This is a genomic window from Luteibacter pinisoli (assembly GCF_006385595.1).
Taxonomy (GTDB): domain Bacteria; phylum Pseudomonadota; class Gammaproteobacteria; order Xanthomonadales; family Rhodanobacteraceae; genus Luteibacter; species Luteibacter pinisoli.
Map to the genome: position 1 here is coordinate 3642874 of NZ_CP041046.1, position 19600 is coordinate 3662473.

23 protein-coding genes and 1 riboswitch are annotated in these 19600 nt (G+C 68.5%); of the genes, 4 read left to right on the forward strand and 19 right to left on the reverse strand.

Annotated elements, in window-relative coordinates; genetic code table 11:
- Positions 1–3 precede the first annotated feature (3 nt).
- From cysQ to gspN, 4 genes are read right to left on the reverse strand one after another with little or no spacing between them, the layout of a single operon-like run.
- Complete coding sequence (cysQ, locus tag FIV34_RS16625; RefSeq protein WP_139984640.1) at positions 4–819, reverse strand: 3'(2'),5'-bisphosphate nucleotidase CysQ; 816 nt, start codon at positions 817–819, stop codon at positions 4–6.
- Complete coding sequence (gene nudE / locus FIV34_RS16630) at positions 816–1373, reverse strand: ADP compounds hydrolase NudE (protein ID WP_139984641.1); 558 nt, start codon at positions 1371–1373, stop codon at positions 816–818. The genes cysQ and nudE overlap by 4 nt, the downstream gene beginning before the upstream one ends.
- Complete coding sequence (locus FIV34_RS16635) at positions 1373–2158, reverse strand: inositol monophosphatase family protein (RefSeq protein ID WP_139984642.1); 786 nt, start codon at positions 2156–2158, stop codon at positions 1373–1375. Before FIV34_RS16635 ends, nudE begins: the two co-directional genes overlap by 1 nt.
- Positions 2155–2928 carry a type II secretion system protein N gene (gene gspN, locus FIV34_RS16640; RefSeq protein WP_139984643.1) on the reverse strand — a complete coding sequence of 258 codons (774 nt, stop codon included), beginning with the start codon at positions 2926–2928 and terminating at the stop codon, positions 2155–2157. Before gspN ends, FIV34_RS16635 begins: the two co-directional genes overlap by 4 nt.
- 56 nt (positions 2929–2984) lie before the next feature.
- Between gspN and FIV34_RS16645 the strand changes: the two genes are divergently transcribed.
- Entirely contained in the window at positions 2985–4328 is a 1344-nt protein-coding gene (locus tag FIV34_RS16645) for an adenosylmethionine--8-amino-7-oxononanoate transaminase (protein ID WP_139984644.1), read from the forward strand.
- On the opposite strand, the gene FIV34_RS16650 is transcribed toward FIV34_RS16645, so the two are convergent.
- Positions 4325–4951 carry a 2-hydroxychromene-2-carboxylate isomerase gene (locus FIV34_RS16650; protein ID WP_139984645.1) on the reverse strand — a complete coding sequence of 209 codons (627 nt, stop codon included), beginning with the start codon at positions 4949–4951 and terminating at the stop codon, positions 4325–4327. The genes FIV34_RS16645 and FIV34_RS16650 overlap by 4 nt on opposite strands.
- An 82-nt stretch (positions 4952–5033) precedes the next feature.
- On the opposite strand from FIV34_RS16650, the gene FIV34_RS16655 reads away from it, so the two are divergent.
- Entirely contained in the window at positions 5034–5768 is a 735-nt protein-coding gene (locus FIV34_RS16655; protein WP_139984646.1) for a 16S rRNA (uracil(1498)-N(3))-methyltransferase, read from the forward strand.
- Positions 5769–5795: 27 nt separating this feature from the next.
- On the opposite strand, the gene FIV34_RS16660 is transcribed toward FIV34_RS16655, so the two are convergent.
- The 13 genes from FIV34_RS16660 to glyA form a co-directional block, all read right to left on the reverse strand.
- Entirely contained in the window at positions 5796–6365 is a 570-nt protein-coding gene (locus FIV34_RS16660) for a hypothetical protein (protein WP_139984647.1), read from the reverse strand.
- Between the two features lie 50 nt (positions 6366–6415).
- Positions 6416–7381, reverse strand: a complete 966-nt coding sequence (locus FIV34_RS16665) for a potassium channel beta subunit family protein (protein WP_139984648.1) — start codon at positions 7379–7381, stop codon at positions 6416–6418.
- A 9-nt stretch (positions 7382–7390) separates the two neighbouring features.
- A complete protein-coding gene (locus FIV34_RS16670; protein ID WP_139984649.1) occupies positions 7391–7918 on the reverse strand; it encodes a phosphatidylglycerophosphatase A family protein in 528 nt (175 codons plus the stop codon).
- Complete coding sequence (thiL, locus tag FIV34_RS16675) at positions 7915–8865, reverse strand: thiamine-phosphate kinase (protein ID WP_139984650.1); 951 nt, start codon at positions 8863–8865, stop codon at positions 7915–7917. Before thiL ends, FIV34_RS16670 begins: the two co-directional genes overlap by 4 nt.
- Positions 8866–8901: 36 nt before the next feature.
- Complete coding sequence (nusB, locus tag FIV34_RS16680) at positions 8902–9351, reverse strand: transcription antitermination factor NusB (RefSeq protein WP_139984651.1); 450 nt, start codon at positions 9349–9351, stop codon at positions 8902–8904.
- On the reverse strand, positions 9348–9815 hold the full coding sequence (gene ribH / locus FIV34_RS16685; protein ID WP_139984652.1) for a 6,7-dimethyl-8-ribityllumazine synthase: 468 nt from the start codon (positions 9813–9815) through the stop codon (positions 9348–9350). Before ribH ends, nusB begins: the two co-directional genes overlap by 4 nt.
- 48 nt (positions 9816–9863) lie before the next feature.
- Positions 9864–10796, reverse strand: a complete 933-nt coding sequence (gene ldcA / locus FIV34_RS16690) for a muramoyltetrapeptide carboxypeptidase (protein ID WP_139984653.1) — start codon at positions 10794–10796, stop codon at positions 9864–9866.
- Between the two features lie 10 nt (positions 10797–10806).
- A complete protein-coding gene (gene ribB / locus FIV34_RS16695) occupies positions 10807–11898 on the reverse strand; it encodes a 3,4-dihydroxy-2-butanone-4-phosphate synthase (protein ID WP_139984654.1) in 1092 nt (363 codons plus the stop codon).
- A gap of 14 nt (positions 11899–11912) precedes the next feature.
- Positions 11913–12554 carry a riboflavin synthase gene (locus FIV34_RS16700; protein WP_139984655.1) on the reverse strand — a complete coding sequence of 214 codons (642 nt, stop codon included), beginning with the start codon at positions 12552–12554 and terminating at the stop codon, positions 11913–11915.
- A gap of 124 nt (positions 12555–12678) precedes the next feature.
- A riboswitch (FMN riboswitch) is annotated at positions 12679–12829 on the reverse strand.
- Positions 12830–12860: 31 nt separating this feature from the next.
- Positions 12861–13835 carry a Gfo/Idh/MocA family protein gene (locus FIV34_RS16705; protein WP_139984656.1) on the reverse strand — a complete coding sequence of 325 codons (975 nt, stop codon included), beginning with the start codon at positions 13833–13835 and terminating at the stop codon, positions 12861–12863.
- Positions 13832–14896, reverse strand: coding sequence for a bifunctional diaminohydroxyphosphoribosylaminopyrimidine deaminase/5-amino-6-(5-phosphoribosylamino)uracil reductase RibD (ribD, locus tag FIV34_RS16710; protein ID WP_139986036.1), 1065 nt, complete (start codon positions 14894–14896; stop codon positions 13832–13834). Before ribD ends, FIV34_RS16705 begins: the two co-directional genes overlap by 4 nt.
- Before the next feature lie 38 nt (positions 14897–14934).
- Entirely contained in the window at positions 14935–15450 is a 516-nt protein-coding gene (gene nrdR / locus FIV34_RS16715) for a transcriptional regulator NrdR (RefSeq protein WP_139984657.1), read from the reverse strand.
- Positions 15451–15453: 3 nt separating this feature from the next.
- Entirely contained in the window at positions 15454–16710 is a 1257-nt protein-coding gene (gene glyA, locus FIV34_RS16720; RefSeq protein WP_139984658.1) for a serine hydroxymethyltransferase, read from the reverse strand.
- Between the two features lie 291 nt (positions 16711–17001).
- Between glyA and FIV34_RS16725 the strand changes: the two genes are divergently transcribed.
- Positions 17002–17739: a hypothetical protein gene (locus FIV34_RS16725; RefSeq protein ID WP_139984659.1), complete on the forward strand. Its 738-nt coding sequence runs from the start codon at positions 17002–17004 to the stop codon at positions 17737–17739.
- Here the strand turns inward: FIV34_RS16725 and FIV34_RS16730 are convergent.
- Positions 17718–18458: a DUF817 domain-containing protein gene (locus tag FIV34_RS16730; RefSeq protein ID WP_246058658.1), complete on the reverse strand. Its 741-nt coding sequence runs from the start codon at positions 18456–18458 to the stop codon at positions 17718–17720. The genes FIV34_RS16725 and FIV34_RS16730 overlap by 22 nt on opposite strands.
- 367 nt (positions 18459–18825) lie before the next feature.
- On the opposite strand from FIV34_RS16730, the gene FIV34_RS16735 reads away from it, so the two are divergent.
- Positions 18826–19566 carry a hypothetical protein gene (locus FIV34_RS16735; protein ID WP_139984660.1) on the forward strand — a complete coding sequence of 247 codons (741 nt, stop codon included), beginning with the start codon at positions 18826–18828 and terminating at the stop codon, positions 19564–19566.
- Positions 19567–19600 lie beyond the last annotated feature (34 nt).

Consider the following 19600-nt stretch of genomic DNA (forward strand, 5'->3'; position numbering starts at 1 on the left):
GCGTCAGTTGTCCGGGTCGAGGAGGCGGGAGGACCAGTCCACGCTGGGGTCGCCGCAGGCAATGAATTCGGGATTGATCAGCGAATCGCGCGTGTTGTATCGGAACGGGCGGCCGGCCAGGTCGAGCACGGCGCCGCCGGCCTCCTCCAGCACGCACTGCGCGGCGGCCGTGTCCCATTCGGACGTGGCGCCCAGGCGCAGGTAGACGTCCGCATCACCGCGCGCGATGACACAGAACTTCAGCGACGAGCCGAGCGCAAACGTCTCGTGTTCGCCCAGGCGCTCCAGCAGGGTGGCTGGGCGGATGCCCGTGTGCGAGCGGCTGCCGGTGACGCGCAGCACGCCTTCGGCAGCGCGCGTGCGGATGGTTTCGCGCGGGCTGCCGGGCGTCTGCTGGCGCCAGGCGCCCTGCCCGTGCACGGCGGCGTAGAGGTCGCCGGAGACCGGCGCCAGCACCACGCCGAGCACGCTGCGATGGTTTTCGATGAGGGCGATGTTGACCGTGAACTCGCCGTTGCGCTTGATGAACTCGCGCGTGCCGTCCAGCGGATCCACCAGCCAGTAGCGGCGCCACGTCCGGCGCTCCGCCCAGGGCGCGGCCAGCGCTTCTTCGGAGATCACCGGGATGCCGGGTGCGATGTCCTGCAGCCGGTGCGCGATCACCGCCTGCGCGGCGAGGTCGGCGGTGGTCACCGGCGAGCAATCGGCCTTCTGGATGACTTCGAAATCCTGCGCGTAGATCGCGAGGATGGCGTCGGCCGCCTCGCGCGCGATCGCGCAGACCTCGTCCAGGCAAGCCTCGGGCCGGAGCGTGCTCACGCGGGCTTGTAGCGGCCGGCGAGGTACTCGCGGGCCATGAACAGGGCGGCGATGGAGCGTCCTTCCGTCACGTCGTCACGGGCGAGCAGCTCGTGCAGCTTGTCCATGCGCCAGGGCACCACTTCGAGTTCTTCCGGTTCGTCGCCCTGCAGGCGCTCGGGGTAGAGGTCTTCCGCGAGCACGACATGGGCCAGGTGGGTCATGTACGACGGCGAGAGCGAGAGCGTGCCGAGGATCTTCAGTTTGCGCGCCCCGAAACCCACCTCTTCCTTGAGCTCGCGGTCCGCGCCCTGCTCGGTGGTTTCGTCGCGGTCCAGGCGGCCTTTCGGCACGCCGAGTTCGTAGCGATCCACGCCGACGCCGTATTCGCGCACCAGCAACACCGTCTCCGGATCGCGCATGGCAACGATGAGTACCGCGCCGAAGCCGCTGCCCTTCAGGCGCTCGTAGGTGCGTCGTTCACCATTGGAGAACTCCAGGTCCACCTGTTCCGCCTTGCGGAGGTGGCTGTCGGGCGCGTCGCGCGTAGCGAGGATGGTCGGGCGCTTGTTCATCACGCCATTGTAGCGCCGTGGAGCCGGGCAAGCGCCGTGGCATGCAAGCCGGGCGTCCCGGCCAGCACGCTACGGGTCTCCAAGCTCAGCGCGCCGCCATCCAGCTGGGTGAAGACACCGCCCGCCTCGCGCACGATCACGGCCAGCGCGGCGATGTCGAGGATGCTGACATCGGATTCGATCACCAGGTCCAGCCCGCCGCGCGCCAGCAGGTGGTAATGGCAGAAGTCGCCATAGCCGCGGATGCGGTTGCTTTCGCGGATCAGTTCGCCCAGCACGTTCCAGCGGGCATCCGCGGTGAGCGTCTTCACGTTACCGGTGGAGATGGACGCCTGGGCCAGCGTGGCGGTGTCGGCCACGTGCACGCGCTCGCCATCGAGATACGCGCCGCGGCCTTTCACGGCCCACATCCGCTCGCCATACACCGGCGCGGACGACACGCCGAGGACCAGCTCGCCGTGGTGCATCAGCGCAATCTGCGTGGAAAAGAACGGCGTGCGGCGTACGAAGCTCTTGGTGCCGTCGAGCGGATCGACCAGCCACAGCCATTCGCGCGTGGTGTCGTCGGCGCCGTATTCCTCGCCGTAGATGCCGGCTTCGGGCAGCGCGCGCGCCAGGATCTCGCGGATGGCCAGCTCGCTTTCGCGGTCGGCGATGGTCACCGGGGTGTCATCGCCCTTGGTGATCACGTCGACACCGGCACGCCAGTAGTGCTGGATGATGTCCGCCGCGGCACCCGCGGCATCGCGGGCGGCGGAAAGGGCTTTGTCGAGCGTATCGGTCATGGCGCGGCTGCCGGTGCGAGCCCGACCTTGCGGGCGAGCGAAACAGAACCGTCGGGCCGCACGGGGCCGAAACGGGCGATCAGGTGGGTAAGGGCCGTGTCGCGGATCCGCGGCACCAGCGCGCCATCCAGGCGCCAGCCCAGCGGCGAGCCCGCCACGCGTGCGTCCACGGCCAGCGAGCCGTCGCCGTCGTCGGCCAGCGTGGCGCGGAGCACGCCACCGTCCGAGTGGGCCTTGAGGTCCAGTCCGCCGAGGGTGACGTGGCCTTCGGGCGTCTTCACCGCCGCCGCGCGCCAGGTGACCTCGGCATCCAGCGCGAGCGGCCAGTTGCCTTGCAGGTCCGCGTGGGGAATCGTGCCTTCCACCACGCCGACCGGCACCAGCTCACGGGGCACGCCCGGGCCGGTAAGGGCCGCGGCGTCGAGGCGGAAGGCCACGTCGCGCCACTGAACGCGGTCGGCCTGGGTGCGCTCCATATGCCCGTCGAAACGGCCGGCATGGCCATCCAGGTGGATATCCAGGTGGGTGCGGCCAAGGATCACGTCGCGACCGAGCTGCCAGCTGACGGCGCCCAGGTCCAGGCCATCGCGAGTGCTGACCCGGCCGGCACGCCCGTTCCAGACGGTGCCGGAGAGATCATCCAGGACCAGGCCGCGGGCCCGCTGCGTCACGAAGGGCACCGCCACGCTGGCGGGCAGGAACCAGTAGAAAACGCCGGCGGCGAGCACCAGCAGCAGGACGAGAAGGCCGATCCGGCGAAACCACTTCAATCCATCACCTCTGCATGAAACTTGAGGACGGGGGGCGTCGGGGCGATCATGGGCGGATGACTGACGCCCTTGTAGCCCGCGACCTCTCCGTTCTCTGGCACCCGTGCACCCAGATGCACGACCACGAAACCCTGCCCATGGTACCTGTCGTCCGCGGCGAAGGGGCGTGGCTGGTGGGCGCCGATGGCCGCCGCTATCTGGATGCGGTGAGCTCGTGGTGGACCAACCTGTTCGGCCACGCCGAGCCGCGCATCGCCGGCGCGCTGAAAGACCAGCTGGACCGCCTGGAGCACGTGATCTTCGCCGGCTTCACCCACGAACCCGCGGTGGAACTGGCCGAGGAGCTGGTGCGGATCACCCCGCCGGGGCTGGAGCGCGTGTTCCTTGCCGACAACGGTTCGGCGGCGATCGAGGTGGCGCTGAAGATGAGCTTCCACTACTGGCTGAACCGCGGCCACGGTGAGAAGACCCGTTTCATCGCCCTCACCGGCAGCTATCACGGCGAAACCCTGGGCGCGCTCTCGGTGAGCGACGTGGCGCTGTACCGCAAGACGTACGCCCCGTTGCTGCTGACCCCGGAACTGGCGCCCTCGCCCGATACGTACGAAGGCGAGCCGGGCGAAACCCCGGTGGAGATCGCGACGCGCCGGCTGGGCGAGATGCGCGCGCTGCTGGAACGCCATGCGCACGAAACCTGCGCTGTGATCGTCGAGCCGCTGGTGCAGTGCGCCGGTGGCATGCGCATGTACCACCCCTCGTACCTCACCCGCCTGCGCGCGCTGTGCGATGAGTTCAACGTGCACTTCATCGCCGATGAAATCGCCGTGGGCTTCGGCCGCACCGGCACGCTGTTCGCCTGTGAGCAGGCCGGCGTGTCGCCGGACTTCATGTGCCTGTCGAAAGGCCTCACCGGCGGCTTCATGGCGCTGTCCGCCGTGGTGACCACGCAGGATGTGTTCCAGGCGTTTTACGCGGAGTACAGCGCCGGCAAGGCCTTCCTGCATTCGCACAGCTACACCGGTAACCCGCTGGCCTGCCGCGCCGCGACGGCCACGCTGAAGATCTTCCGCGACGACCCGGTCCTCGAACGCAACCGCGAACTGGCCGCGCACCTGGCCCGGCGCATCGCGCCGCTGCGCGATCATCCGCATGTGGCTGACGTGCGCCAGACCGGCATGATCGCGGCGATTGAACTGGTGGCCGACAAGGCCACGCGCACGCCCTTCCCCGCCCAGGACCGGCGCGGGCTGCGGGTCTATCGCCATGGGCTGGAAAACGGCGCGCTGCTGCGGCCGCTCGGTAACATCGTGTACTTCATGCCGCCGTACGTGATTCGCGAGGACGAAATCGACTTCATGGTCGACACGGCGATCGCGGGAATCGCGAAGGCCGTCGCCTAGATCCGCGACAGCCCGATCGGCAGGTGACCCAGGCGGGCCATCTCGCCGTCGTCGAACAGGGCGGGATCGTCGAGGTAGGCCATCGCGAAGTCGTGTGCATCGGCGCCCCAGAACAGCTCGCCATTGATCGCGAGCGTGGGCACGCCGAACAGCCTTTCTTCCATGGCCAGCTCGAAGTTGGCCTGCAGCGCCGCTTTTACCCGGGGCGCCGACAGCGCCTCGCGCAGGTCGGCGATGCCGAACGAGGCGGCCAGCGGCGCGAGCGCTTCGGCCGTGTCGGCGGCGCGGCCGTGCGCCCAGATCCACTCGAAGATCGCCCCGACCACTTCCACGGTGGTGCCCGCCGCGACGCACAGGCGCAACGCCGGCAATGGATTGAACGGATGGCTGGGTGGGAACCGCAGCGGCATGCCCGCCTGGCGCGCGCGCCACAGCGCCGATCGATAGGTGAACTCGCGCTTGCACGGGATTTCAGCGGGGCCCAGGTGGTTCATCTGCTTGAGCAGCGCGCCGAACAGGATCGGCCGGAGCACCACCTGGCGCGTCGCCGCCAGGTCGCGGATGGCTGGCCATTGCAACCAGCAGAAGGGCGACACGAAGTCGAAGTACCAGGCGATCGGCATGCACGGGCTCCGTCGGATACGGCAAGACGATAGCCGCCCGCGTGGGCCGGTACAATGGATGTTCCGTGACACAGGCCCCAGCATGCGCAGCATCCGCATCCACGTCGACCAGCCCCTGGCCCCCGGCCAGGAGATCATCCTGCCCAGCCAGGCCGGCGAACACGTCGCGCGCGTCCTGCGCATGCAGGCGGGCGATCCGGTGGTGCTGTTTGCCGGAAACGTGGCGGTCGAATTCGATGCCACGCTGTCCGCGGTCGGCAAGCGCGAAGTGGTCGCCCTGGTCGGCGAAGCGCGCGTGCTCGACAACGAATCTCCGCTGGAGCTCACCCTCGCCCAGGGCGTCGCCCGCGGCGAGAAGATGGACCTGATCGTGCAGAAAGCCACCGAGCTGGGCATCGCCCGGATCGTGCCGATCATCACCGAGCGATCGGAAGTGAAACTCGACGCCGCCCGTGCTGAAAAACGCCTGCTGCACTGGCGCGCCGTCGCCGCCAGCGCCTGCGAACAGTCCGGCCGGGCGAAGGTGCCCGTTGTCGCGCCTGCGGTCGCGCTGGGCGCATGGCTCGCCTCCCTCGACGACGCCGGCCCGGTACGCCTGGCGCTGCTCCCCGAAGGCGATACCCGCCCCGCCGACCTCGCCCTCGCCGGCCCCGCGATCGTGGCGATCGGCCCCGAAGGCGGCTTCGGCGAGCGCGACCGCGCCGCACTCGCCGCCGCCCGCTTCACCGGCCTCAAGCTCGGCCCACGCATCCTGCGCACCGAAACCGCCGGCCTCGCCGCCATCGCCATGCTGCAGGCACTCTACGGCGACGTGTAATGCCCGCCGACGAGGCGACCACGCAGGTTATTTGCGGGCGTTCATCGCATCCAGGTGCGCCTGCGTCTGCGCCAGGGTCGGCAACCCCATCGCCTCGCGCTGCGGCTCGCTCACGACGCCAGCCTCGACAGGGCTGATCGCCCATCGCCCCGTCGCCTTGTCGCGCGCGAACTGCGTCCCGTACCACTGCGGCCTGCCGCTCTTGACCAGGATCCGATCCCACGCCTGCGCCGCCAGGACACCGGCGTCCTTGTTGGCAGGATCGATCCGCGACGCCGTGGTCGCCAGCGCGAGCGCCAGGCGGGTATCCGCCACGTCCTCCCCGTGCTGGAAGACCACCGCCGCATTGAGGTAATCGTCCGCCGTGCGCACGTGGCCCGCCTGCAGCAGCCGCATCACCTGCGCGCGACGCGACGCGTCGCGCTTACCCACGACAGCCCAGTCGATGGCGTTCGAACCCGCGGCACGGTCGGCCTGGTCGGCCGCCTCGATGGCTGCGAGCGTGGCGTTCGCGGCGACCGCGGCATGCGCGCTCGCGGCCGCGCCGATCCATGCGACGAGGGCGGCGAAACGACGTAGATGTTTATCCGGGTGCATTCCGTGGCTCCGTGGTGGACGGGTGTCGCCGGTAGCAGCGACCTCTTCGATTACACCACGGAAGCGATCCGCTGCATCACGTCGTCGTCAAGCAACGGCAGCGCATCCAGCGCCTTCAGGTTCTCCGCCAGCTGCCCTTGCTTGCTCGCGCCGAGGATCACCGTCGATACATGCGGGTTCTTCAGGCACCACGCCAGCGAAAGACGCGCCAGCGGGATGCCAAGGTCCGCAGCAATCGGCGCCAGCGCACGCACCGTCTTCAGGCGTGCGCCGTCGTTCTCCAGCAACGCATCGCGCAACCACGCGTAGTCGGGATGGCCAAGGCGCGAATCATCGGGCACGCCATCGTTGTACTTGCCGGTGAGCAGGCCGGAGGCCAGCGGCGACCAGATGGTCGTGCCCATGCCGTGCTCGCGGTACAGCGGCGCGTACTCGCGCTCGAAACGCTCGCGGTGCAGCAGGTTGTACTGCGGCTGCTCCATGGACGGGGCGACGAGATGATGCTCGCGCGCCACGCGATGCGCTTCCTCGATCAGGTCGGCCGGCCATTCGCTGGTGCCCCAGTAAAGCACCTTGCCCTGGCGCACCAGCGTATCCATCGCCAGCACGGTTTCCGCCACCGGCGTGTCCGGATCGGGGCGGTGGCAGAAATACAGGTCCAGGTAATCCACGCGCAGCCGCGCCAGTGCCTGGTGGCAGGCGTCGAACACGTGCTTGCGCGAGAGCCCGCGTTGGGTGGGCTTCGGGTCGGTGCTCGCGCCGAAGTACACCTTGCTGGAAACGCAGTACGCATCGCGCGGCAGGCGCAAGTCGGCGATGACATCGCCCATCAGCGTTTCGGCGTCGCCTGCGTTGTAGGTTTCCGCGTTGTCGAAGAAGTTGATGCCGTTGTCATAGGCCAGCGCGATGAGTTCGCGCGCGTCCGAACGGCCCACCTGGCGGCCGAACGTGACCCAGGCGCCATACGACAGCGCCGACAGCTTCAGGCCGGTAGCACCGAGGCGACGGTATTCCATGGAAGGCTCCTAGAGCAGTAAGAACCGCATCTGATACAGCACGAAGGACTGGATGATCCACAGCGCGACGGCGGCGAAGAGTCCGGCGATCACGTCGTCCAGCATGACACCGAGGCCGCCCTTGACGCGGCGATCGAGCCAGCTGATCGGCCAGGGCTTCCACACGTCGAACACGCGGAAGAGGACGAAGCCCAGTACCACCCAGGCGAGGCCCGGCACGAGGATCACCGGCAGCAAGGCGATCCACTGCCCCACGAACTCATCCCAGACCAGGCTGCGGTGGTCGTCCACGCCGATAAGACGGCCAGCCACGTTGCACGCCCAGACACCCAGGGCGAACGACGCCACGATTACCAGCACCCAGCCCCATACGGGCAGCCGCATCAGCAACAGCCACGGTACGATCGCGGCAAGTGAGCCGAACGTCCCCTGCGCTTTCGGCGCAAGGCCGGAACCAAAGCCGGTGGCGATCCAGCCCGCCGGCGTGGCCATCAGCCGGCGACGGCCTGCCGCGTCGAGGACGTACTTCGTGCTCATGCGAAGTGGTTCCAGCCCGCGCGATCCGGCGTACGCACCTGGCCCGTCCCGTCGACGAGGTGCACGCCGGCGCCCTCGACCACGCGGCCGATGCGCGTGGCGCCGCAGCCGACGCGAGAGAGATCCGCCGCCACCTCGCTCGCCCGGTCGGCGGGGACGGTGAAGCACAGCTCGTAGTCATCACCGCCGGCCAGCGCGAAGTCCAGCGCGTCGGCATCGTGGAAATGGGTGAGCATCGCGGACGAACGCGGCAGCAGCGCGGGATCGATTTCCACGCCCACACCGCTTTGTTTGCAGATATGGCCGAGGTCGGCGACGAGTCCGTCGGAGACATCGATGCACGCCGTGGCGATACCGCGCAGCGCCTGCCCCGCGGCCACGCGCGGCGTCGGCCGGTTGAGGCGGTCGATCAGCGAGGCATACGGCGTGGTGTCGGCTTCCGCGAGGCAACGCAGGCCGGCGGCCGCATCCCCCAGGGTGCCGGTCACCATCACCACGTCGCCCACGCGGGCGCCCGAGCGCAACAGGGCCTGCCCGGGCGTCGTGAAGCCATGCACCGTCACGCTGACGGTCAGTGGGCCGCGCGTGGTGTCGCCGCCGATCAGGGCCAGGCGGAAGGGCGTGGCCAGCTCGGCGAAGCCGCGTGCCAGGCCGTCGATGAACGCTTCGTCGGGCGTGGGCAGCGTGAGCGCCAGCAAGGCCCAGGCCGGCGTGGCCGCCATCGCGGCCAGGTCGGAAAGATTCACCGCGAGGGCTTTCCAGCCGATGTCGGCCGCTGCGGTGCCCACCGGGAAATGGATGCCCTCGACGAGGGTATCCACGGCGATCGCCAGCTCGCGGCCGGCCGGGATGGACACCACGGCGGCGTCATCGCCGATGCCGGTCACCACGTCGTCGCGATGGACGTCAGTGTGCCGGCGGATGCGTTCAATCAGGTCGAATTCCATGCGTGCTCCATCAGCGCGCACGAAACGCGCGGGGGATCAGGATCGCTTCTCGGCCGTACGCCAATGCGTCGCGAGTTTGTCGAGGACGCCGTTCACATAGCTGTGGCCATGGTCGGCACCGAAGCGCTTGGTGGCTTCCACCGCTTCGTTGATCACCACGCGGTAGGGCACGTCCGGGCGGTACTTCAGCTCGTAGGCACCCATGCGCAGCGCGGAGAGCTCGATCGGATCGATCTGGTTGACCTCGCGGTCGACGAAGGGCTTGATGCCGTCGTCCAGTTCCTTCACGTGCTTCTCGACACCGCGCAGCAGGTCTTCGAAGTATTCCTGGTCGGCCACCTGCATGTCCTGCTCGTGGCGGAACTGCTCGATGACGTTACCCATCTTCGCGCCGCCCACTTGCCAGGCGTACAGGGCCTGCAGCGCACGGCGGCGTGCGCGCGAGCGCGCGGCGAGGTCGATGCCGTGCGGGGGAGTGTTATTCATTTACCAAGCTTCGCGTAGAGGTTAACCATTTCGATCGCGACCATCGCCGCGTCGGCGCCCTTGTTGCCTGCCTTGGTGCCGGCACGCTCAATGGCCTGTTCGATGCTGTCGGTGGTGAGCACGCCAAACGACACCGGCACGCCGGACGCGTACGCGGCCTGGCCGAGGCCCTTGGCGGCTTCGCCGGCCACGTAGTCGAAATGCGGGGTGGAACCGCGGATGACGGCGCCGAGGCCGAGCACGGCGGCGTACTTGCCCGAGGCGGCGACCTTGTAGGCGGCCTGGGCGATTTCCCACGCGCCCGGGACGCGGATCAGGTCGATCGCGTCGTCCTTCACGCCGTGGCGCACCAGGGCATCGCGCGCGCCTTCAACCAGCGGCTCAACCACAAACGCGTTGAAACGGCCGGCGACGATGGCGAAACGGCCCTTCGGGGTGGCGAAATCGCCTTCGATGATCTTCATGGGTGGAGGTGTCCTGTGGGGCGGAGGGCCGCCTGGCGGCCGGCTATTTTACGGGGTTTTCGGCCGGGGGTGGCCGCTGAATGCGAGGGTGGCGCGGCCGTCGGCCACGGCGAGGCTGCCGTGGATGCCGAACGGCAGGGTGAACTTGGCCGGCCCGTGCCCGAACGGCAGGCCGCGGACCAGCGGAATGCCCGCTGCCACGCCGATCCGTTCGAAGGCCACCGTGAGGTCGTAACCGTTGTCGTACTCGGCCACGCGGCAGCTGGTGAAATCACCGATAAGCAGGGCCTTCTGCCGCCCCAGCACGCCGGCATGGAGCAGGTGGTAGAGCATGCGCTCCACCCGGTAAGGGGGTTCGGCGATGTCCTCGACGTAGAGGATGCCGCCTTCGATATCGGGGAAATACTCCGACCCTGCCAGGCTCGAGAGCATGGCCAGGTTGCCGCCCCAGATCGTGCCTTCGACGGCAAGGTCCGCGGTGTCCGGCGCGTCCCATTCGGCCCGGCCTTCGCCACTGGCCAGGGTCTGCCAGAAGTGCTCCCAGGTCAGCGGGTCCAGCTCCTGGGCACCGAAATCCGGGCCCAGCATCGGGCCGCCGAGGGTGGGCAGGCCGCTGCGCGCCAGCAGGGCGCACTGCAGCGCGGTGAAGTCGCTATGCCCCACCAGTGCCAGCGGCGCGCCATCCAGGCGGCTGCGCAGGCCGTCGTAATCCAGCAGCGGCAACAGCGGGTGGACGCCATAGCCGCCCCGCGTGGCCAGGGCCACGTCGGGCAACGGGGCCGATGGATCGGCCAGCGCGTTGATATCGGCGACGCGCTCGGCATCGCTGCCGGCAAAGCGCAGTTCCCGGCGCGTCAGCACGTCCTTGCCGTGGACACGGTGGCCGGCCGCTTCAAGCCGCTCCACCCCGGCGCGCATGGCGGCAGGGTTGTGCGGGTAACCGGACGGGGCGATCAGGCGGATATCGTAGGTATGTGGCATGGGCTCAGGTTTAGCTGTCCTGCTCGACCACTTCAAGGCCAAAGCCGGAAATACCCACGAACCGGCGCGGCGTACCGATCACCCGGAGGCGCTTCACCCCCAGGTCGGCCAGCATCTGCGCGCCCAGGCCCAGCTGACGCCATTCCTGGTCGTCCTTCGGCGCCGGCATCGGCACGGCATCGCCGCGCAGGCGGCCCAGCAGGGCTTCCGGGGTGTCTTCGCCGGAAAGGACCAGCAGCACGCCACGCCCTTCATCGGCGATGCGGCGGAGCGCTTCGGTCACCGTCTGGCCGAGGTCGCCGCGCTTCAGGTGCAGCACGTCGGAAAGCGTATTGCGCACGTGGACGCGGGTGAGCACCGGCTCGCCGTCGCCAATGGCGCCGCGCGACAGGGCGAAGTGCAGGCCGCGGCGGATGGCATCGCGGTAGGCCACCAGGCGGAACGGGCCGAATTCGGTCTCGACGTCTTCCTCGAAGACGCGCTCCACGGTCTTCTCCGTTTCCAAGCGGTAGCGGATCAGGTCGGCGATGGTGCCGATCTTCAGCCCGTGCTTCGCCGCGAAGATTTCCAGCTCCGGGCGCCGGGCCATCGAGCCGTCGTCGTGCAGCACCTCGATGATCACCGCCGACGGATCCAGCCCGGCCATCGAGGCCAGGTCACAGCCGGCCTCGGTGTGGCCGGCGCGGGTCAGCACGCCGCCGGCCTGGGCCGTCAGCGGGAAGACGTGGCCAGGCATGGTGATGTCGATGGGCTTGGCGTCCTTCGCCACGGCCGCCTGCACGGTGCGCGCGCGGTCGTGCGCCGAGATGCCGGTGGTCACGCCTTCGGCCGCCTCGATCGAGACGGTGAAGTTGGTGTGGTACGGCGAATTGTTGTCCGCCACCATCGGCTTCAGGCCGAGCTGGCGGGTGCGCTGTTCGGTCAGCGTCAGGCACATCAGGCCTCGCGCTTCGCGCACCATGAAGTTCACGTCTTCCGGCCGCACCTTCTCGGCGGCCATCACGATGTCGCCTTCGTTCTCGCGGTCTTCGTCGTCCAGGATGATGACCATGCGGCCATTGCGCAGGTCCTCGAGGATCTCGGGGATAGTGTTGAAAGCCATGCGTCAGTGTCCGGTCAGGCGAAGCCGTGCTGTTTCAGGAAGGCCTCGTCGAGGCGGGGCGCGGTGCCGCTGGAAAGCAGCCGTTCCACGTAACGCGCCACGACGTCGACCTCGATGTTCACCGTGTCGCCAGGGCGACGCGCGGCGAACGTCGTGTGTTCCACCGTATGGGGGATAAGGTTCACCCCGAAGCGATTCCCGTCCACTTCGTTCACCGTGAGGCTGGTGCCGTCGATGCACACCGAGCCCTTGTGGGCGATGTAGCGGGCGATGTCACGGCCCACTTCGAACGTCCAGCGCAGCGAACGGCCGTCCGGGACGACGGAAACGACCTTGCCGGTGCCGTCCACGTGGCCGGACACGAGGTGGCCGCCGAGGCGGTCGGCCAGGCGCAGGGCTTTTTCGAGGTTCACGCTGTCGCCGGCCTTGTGCCTGCCGAGCGAGGTCATCGCCAGGGTCTCGTTGGAGACGTCCGCGGCGAAGCTCCTGGCGTCGAACTCGATCACCGTGAGGCACACGCCGGACACGGCGATGCTGTCGCCCAGGGCGACGTCGGCCATGTCGAGGGTGGTGGTGTCGACCACGAGGCGCACGTCGCCGCCACGGGGCTCGAGCCGCGCGATGCGGCCGACGGCCTGGATGATGCCGGTAAACATGTCAGCGGCCTCCCACGAGGTGGGACGCGACGGAATGCCAGGTTTTCATGAAACGTTTCCCGCTTAGGTTGGCGAAAAACGCCCCAAGGCGCATGGCGCCACGTGCCCCGCGAGGGGCCCATGGTGCCGTCTTCTTTCATCCGGACTCTAACCGTCGGCTCCGGAGTTCGACCGGATCTGCTGACCTCCCGACGGGTGCCGGGAGCGCTCGCGGGCTCGCTTCCTCACGGAAACCTACCGCCGGTGGGGAGTTTCACCCCGCCCTGAAGACGCTTGTATATGGTGCGCAGCATAACATGGGGGTGGTCAGGGGCTGCGCAAGACCTGGTCCATCACCCAGCTGGTGCGGGCGGCGGTGTCTCCGGTGGAAGGGCATTCGCCTCGCCCCCGCAGCGCGTCGACCACCGTGGTGATCAGCGGTTGCTGGATGTGTCGGGGGTTTTCGATAAGCAGCTCATCGACCTTGCCGTCGGTTTCCACGCGGATGGGGCCGTCACCGAAGGTGGCGAAGACCAGGCGCCCGCGGTCGCCGACGATTTCCACGCGGTCCTCGCGCCGGTCCGCACCGAAATTCCACAGGCCCGTACCGACCACGCCGCTGCCGAAGGCGAAGGCCATGGCCACGGTGTCTTCCGCGGGATAGGCGTCCATCTGATTTCGCGCCATGCCGCGCACGTCCGTGATGGGCCCGAGGAGGAAATCGAGGATGTCGAGCGTGTGGCAGCCGATGTCGACGAAGATGCCACCGCCGGCGATCTCGGGGCGCACGGTCCACGGCAGGTTCGCCGCGTCGTGGTAGCGCGCTTCGAACGGATGGTGCAGCAGCACGTTGACCAGCCGCGGCGTGCCGATGGCGCCTTCGCGCAACAGGCGCGCGATGGTGGTGAAACGCGGGAGCGCGCGGCGGTAATACGCCACGAACACGGGGACGTCAGCCGCCCTTCCCGCCTCCACGATGGCCATGCACTCGGCGTGGTCCATCGCCATGGGTTTTTCGATATACACCGGCTTGCCGGCCGCGATGGCTTTCAGCGCATGCTCGCGGTGGCTGGAGGGTGGCGTGGCGACGTACACCGCATCCACCTCGCCGTCGTTGATCAGCGCATCGGCATCGTCGTACCAGCGGGGTACGCCGTGGCGCTGGGCGTAGTCACGGGCCTTCTCGCCATCCCGGCGCATCACGGCCACCAGCGAGGACCCCGGCACGTTCGCGAACGCCGGACCGCTCTTCACTTCGGTGACCGCGCCGCAGCCGATGATGCCCCAGCGCACGGATGTCATGCGGCGGGACGCATCAGCAGGCGGGTGTCGTCGCCCACCTGGCGGCGGTCGATGGTCTGCAGCTTCCAGCGCGAGGCCATGTCGTCGAGCGGCGGCAGGTGCAGCATGGGCCGCGCGCTGTTGCCAAGCAGGACGGGGGCGACATAGATCAGCAGTTCGTCGGCCAGCCCTTCCGCCAGCAGCGCACCGCAGAGCACCGGGCCGGCTTCCACGTGCACTTCGTTGACGTCGTGCTGGGCCAGCCAGTGCAGCGCGGCACGCAGGTCGAGGCCCTTGCCTTCCTCGTGGCGGATCGCCGTCCGCGGCACGTCGCGCAGGTGCGCCGGTACGACGGCATCGGCCGCGTGCATGAGCACCGTCGGCGCACGGTCGTCCAGCACGTGGAAGCCCGCCGGCGTGCGCAGGTGGGTGTCGATGATGGCGCGCAGCGGCGGGACGAACGGCGCATCGCCCGGCAGCCGCACCGTCAGCTGCGGATTGTCCGCGAGCACCGTGCCGCTACCGGAAAGAATGGCGGAGGCGCGGGCACGCCAGCGCTGGCCATCCGCGCGGGCGGCCTCGCCGGTGATCCACTTCGACGAACCATCGGCGAGCGCGGTGCGCCCGTCCAGGCTCATCGCCAGCTTCACCCGCACCCACGGCAGGCCGCGCTGGATGCGGCTGAAGAAGCCGATGTTCAGCTCATGCGCGGCGTCGCGCATCAGGCCGGTCTGTACGTGGATGCCGGCGGCACGGAGCTTCTCGATGCCCTTTCCGTCGACTTCGGTGAACGGATCTTCGTGGGCGATAACGACGCGGCTGACGCCCGCGGCGATGAGCGCATCCGCGCACGGCGGCGTGCGGCCGTGGTGCGCGCAGGGCTCCAGCGTCACATAGGCCGTCGCACCCCGCGCGGCCTCGCCGGCCTCGCGCAGCGCGAACACTTCGGCATGCGGTTCACCGGCCTTCGGGTGCCAGCCCGTGCCCAGCACCGTCTCGCCGCGGGCGATGACGCAGCCGACGCGCGGGTTGGGCTGGGTGGTGTGCATCCCGCGCTCGGCAAGACGCAGCGCATGGGCCATGTGGGCATGGTCCATGACGGGAAAGAACGGGCGGGTCATCAGGACTTGCGTCCGCGCCGTGCCGCCTCGAGCAGCGGCAGTTGCAGGCCTTCCAGCGACGGCAGGTCGCGTTCGAGTTTCTCGATCTCCTCGCGGAACGCGTGGACATCCTCGAAGCGCCGGTACACGGAGGCGAATCGCACGTACGCCACCTGGTCGAGCGCCTTCAGCTCGCGCATCACCAGCTCGCCGACCTGGCGCGACGGTACTTCGCGGTCGCCACAGCGGCGCAGGTCGTTGGTGACCGCGCGCACCGCCGTATCCACGGCATCGCTGGCCACCGGGCGCTTCTGCAGCGCGCGCTCAAAGCTGACCCGCAGCTTGTGCTCGTCGAACGGCTCGCGGCGATCGCCTGTCTTGACGATCGCCGGGAGCTTCAGCTCGGCGGTTTCAAACGTATTGAAGCGTTCGCTGCACTGCGGGCACTCGCGCCGCCGACGCACCGTGCCGCCGTCTTCGGTGAGCCGGGAATCGATGACGCGGGTGTCTTCGTGCTGGCAGAACGGACAGTGCATCGATCAGCCGTACACCGGGAACTGCTTGCATTGTGCCGTGACCTTCTCACGCACGGCGGCGATCACCGCCGCGTCGTTCGGCGCGTCGAGCACGTCGCAGATCCAGTTGGCCAGGTCGATCGTCTCCGCTTCCTTGTAGCCGCGGGTGGTGATCGCCGGGGTACCGACGCGCAGGCCCGAGGTAACGAACGGCGAGCGCGGATCGTTCGGCACGGCGTTCTTGTTCACGGTGATGTGCGCCTTGCCGAGGGCCGCTTCCGCGTCCTTGCCGGTGGCGTCGCGGCCGATCAGGTCGATCAGCATCAGGTGGTTTTCGGTGCCGCCGGAAACGACCTTGTAGCCGCGGGCGATCAGCGTCTTCGCCATCGCCTTGGCGTTGGCAACGACCTGCTTCTGGTACTCGGTGAACGACGGCTCGAGGGCTTCCTTGAACGCCACGGCCTTGGCCGCGATGACGTGCATCAGCGGGCCGCCCTGGATGCCCGGGAAGACGACGGACTGGAGCTTCTTTTCCAGCTCTTCGCCCAGGCCCTTGGCGATGATGAAGCCGCCGCGCGGGCCGCGCAGGGTCTTGTGCGTGGTCGAGGTGACCACGTGCGCGTGCTCGATCGGATTCGGATACACGCCGGCGGCGACGAGGCCAGCGACGTGGGCCATGTCGACGAACAGGTACGCACCGACCTTGTCGGCAATCGCGCGGAAGCGCGCCCAGTCCAGCACCTGCGAGTAAGCGGAGAAGCCCGCCACGATCATCTTCGGCTTGTGCTCAACGGCCAGCTTTTCGATCTCGTCGTAGTCGACCAGGCCGGTGTCCGGGTTGATGCCGTACTGGATGGCGTTGAAGATCTTGCCCGACAGGTTGACCTTGGCGCCGTGGGTGAGGTGGCCGCCGTGGGCGAGGCTCATGCCCAGGATCGTGTCGCCCGGCTGCAGCAGCGCGAAGTACACGGCCTGGTTGGCCTGCGAACCCGAGTGCGGCTGCACGTTGGCGTAGTCGGCGCCGAAGAGCTTCTTCAGGCGCTCGATCGCCAGCTTCTCGGCGACGTCGACGTATTCGCAGCCACCGTAGTAACGCTTGCCCGGGTAGCCCTCGGCGTACTTGTTGGTCAGGGTGGAACCCTGGGCTTCCATGACGCGCGGGCTGGCGTAGTTCTCCGAGGCGATCAGCTCGACGTGATCTTCCTGGCGACGGGACTCGTCGGCGATGGCCTTGGCGAGTTCGTCGTCATAGCCGGCGATCGTTGCATCCTTCGGGAACATCTCAACCTCGTGGGACAGGTGGGGAAACAAGACCGAAAGTGTAGCGGTAGCGGCGATTTGCGGCCACTACCGCCCAATCTCAAGGCCTGCGCGACGCCATCCAGTCGACCAGGACGAGGCCGCGGGCGGCCAGCTGCGCCGGATCCGGGCCGATGCCCTACCTGTGGCGCATTGCCTGTCGGCGAAGGCTTACGCCGCCCGTCGCCATCCGCCTAGGGATCCGGCGCGCCCGTGGCGCTACGCTGGCCCGTGGACGCGGATCGTCCATCCCCATCACTGGAAAGGAATTCCATGAAAGCGAAGCAACGGTTGCTGACCCTCGGCGTGGCCGTGTGCGCCACGAGCCTGCCTGCCGTGGCCATGCAGGATCCGGGGTGGCCGGAAGGCGGCTTTTTTCCTGGCCTGTATCCCAGCCTGCCGACCGGTGACGTCCTCGAGCCCCTGGACCGGCACGCCGGCCCGAGGGATAGCGCGACACGACGACTGCACCTGTGGATCTTCGTGCACGACCAGGCCGGCGAAACGGATGCCGCGAAGTTCATGGACTGGTACGTCGACTGGTGGCTCAAGGACATGGAAACCACGGTGGCGCCCGGCGTGCCGATCACGGTGTCGCTACGTTCGCGAGTGCCCGGCGTCACGGACATCGATTATCACCGGGGCGACGGAGTCGACCGCCTGCGCGAGTTTCGCCGTGCCGGCGCAGCCCATGTGAAAGCCACGGGGGGACAGGTCGATGCCCTGACGAAATTCGTCCTGTTCGTCGGCGAACCCATGGCGAGCTGGCCCAGCGGCCAGCGCGGCGTGGCGGCGGAATCCCTGAGCGCAGCCATCGCCAGTAACCAGGGCCATCGCTTCGTCTTCGCCCATGAAGTCGGCCACCTCCTCGGCGCCACCCACGAGGCATCCGAGCAGCGTGCGTTCTGCACCACGAACATGGGGCAGATGATGCTCGCCAAGCTGGGCTGCTACGTGTACACCAGGGCCAACGACCACAAGATCCGCGATTACCTGCGGATGTATCGCTGACCTCGGGCCGGGTCGTCGGCGCATGCCTGCGGCCCGGCGCGTTGCACCGTCCAGACCATGACGTAGCTGATCGTCATGAGCAGCAGCCAGGCACCGATCTTTTCCGGGGCCACCACATGCCAGCCCCCGCGCTGCGCGGGGTACACCCAAGCCCGGGCGAACGTGCCCGCGTTCTCCGCGAACCAGATGAACAGGGCGACGAGGACAAGGCCGGCGAGCAGCGGCATGCGCCGGTGGATCGCGCGGATCCGGAAGTGCACCCAGGTGCGTCCGAACGCGACGACCATGGCGGCGAACAGGAGCGGCCGCGCGTCCGGCAGGAAATGGTGGGTGAAGAAATTGGCGTAGATCGCCACCGACAACAGGATGCCGGCCCACAGTGGAGGATGGGCCGTGAAACGGAAATCGAACAGACGCCACGCCCGGGCGATGTAGCTACCAACCGCCGCGTACATGAAGCCGGTGAACAACGGCACCCCGGCGATCCGCAGCACGGACGGCTCCGGGTAGACCCATGAACCCATGGCCGTCTTGAACACCTCCATCGCTGTGCCGACGACGTGGAACAGAAGGATCACGGCTGCCTCGCGGCGGGTCTCCAGGCGCAGGGTCACGAGCGCCACCTGGATCAGGATCGCGGCAAGCGTGAGCGCGTCGTAGCGTGCGACCGGCGCCCCTGCCGGCCACCAAAGCCCGCTGGCCAGCAGCAAGCCGACCATGCAACCACCGAAAAGGCACGCCCACGCCTGCTTCAGGCCGAACCAGGCGAATTCGTGCGCCGCGACCGCGCAGCGGCCATGGCGGAACGCGAGGGCAGCGAGCCGCTCGTCGAGGCGCGACCACCCCGCCAGGCCGGTTTGTAGGGACGTATCCAGGGGACGACTCCCGCTCCGTGATGATGGGACGCAGTGTCGCGACCTCACGCGGCGCGACGGTCACCCGTATCAGGCGATACGCGGGCAAGGCCGGCCCTTTTCAGGGAAATCGCCTACAAGGCAGCGGGATTGGCGCCGACTGACCCGGTCATCCCGGGCCCCTAACTTTTTCATCGCCCTCACTGTCAGTCATCGCCATCAGGACGGACCCATGATCCAGCGAACCGACTTTCCCCCTGCCTGCCGGCGCTTGCGAGACACGGTGCTCGCGCTGGCCGCCGCGGTGGGGTTTGTTCCGATGGCCCGCGCCGACGATGCCCCGGCCCCGATCCACGTCTTCGCGTACGTCCACGACGAGATCGGCGCGTCGGACGAGCGGCTGCAGAAACGGCATTTCGCGCCGTGGTTGAAGGAGATGCGGAGACTCCTGCCCGAGCGCCGGGTGGAAATCCATCTCCGTCGCGATATACCCGGCATCACGGATATCGCGTACGGCAAGGTGGGCGCCCTGTTCGCATGGCGCTCGGCGCTCGAGGCGTCCCCGTTGGAGGGGGAAACACCCGGAGTGAGGACGGCCGGTCGGTACAACATCCTGCTGGTCAAGCGGCGCTGGGTATTCCCTGGCGCCGCCGGGGCCGCCATCCAGAATGGCGGGCCTTACGCTTTCGCGTCGATCACCCAGGGCGCATCGGTACCCGCCCACGAGTTGGGCCACTTGCTGGGGGCCGTCCATGCGGGAGCGGCCCGCCGGCCGGATCCTGTCCTGACCCAGTGCGCGTCCCTCATGTGGCCCGAGGCCCGGGCCCTGCCCTCCTGCTGGGACTACAGCGAAACCAATGCCGCCCAGATCCAGGCCAACCGCCCGGACTGGGACCCGCAAGGGCCGCCCCCGGCGCCGGGCCTTCCGGACGCTGAACCGGCCTACACGCCCGGACATGCCGACCCGCTATAATCGGGGTTTGCCCAGCGGCGCCCAGCGCGCGCCG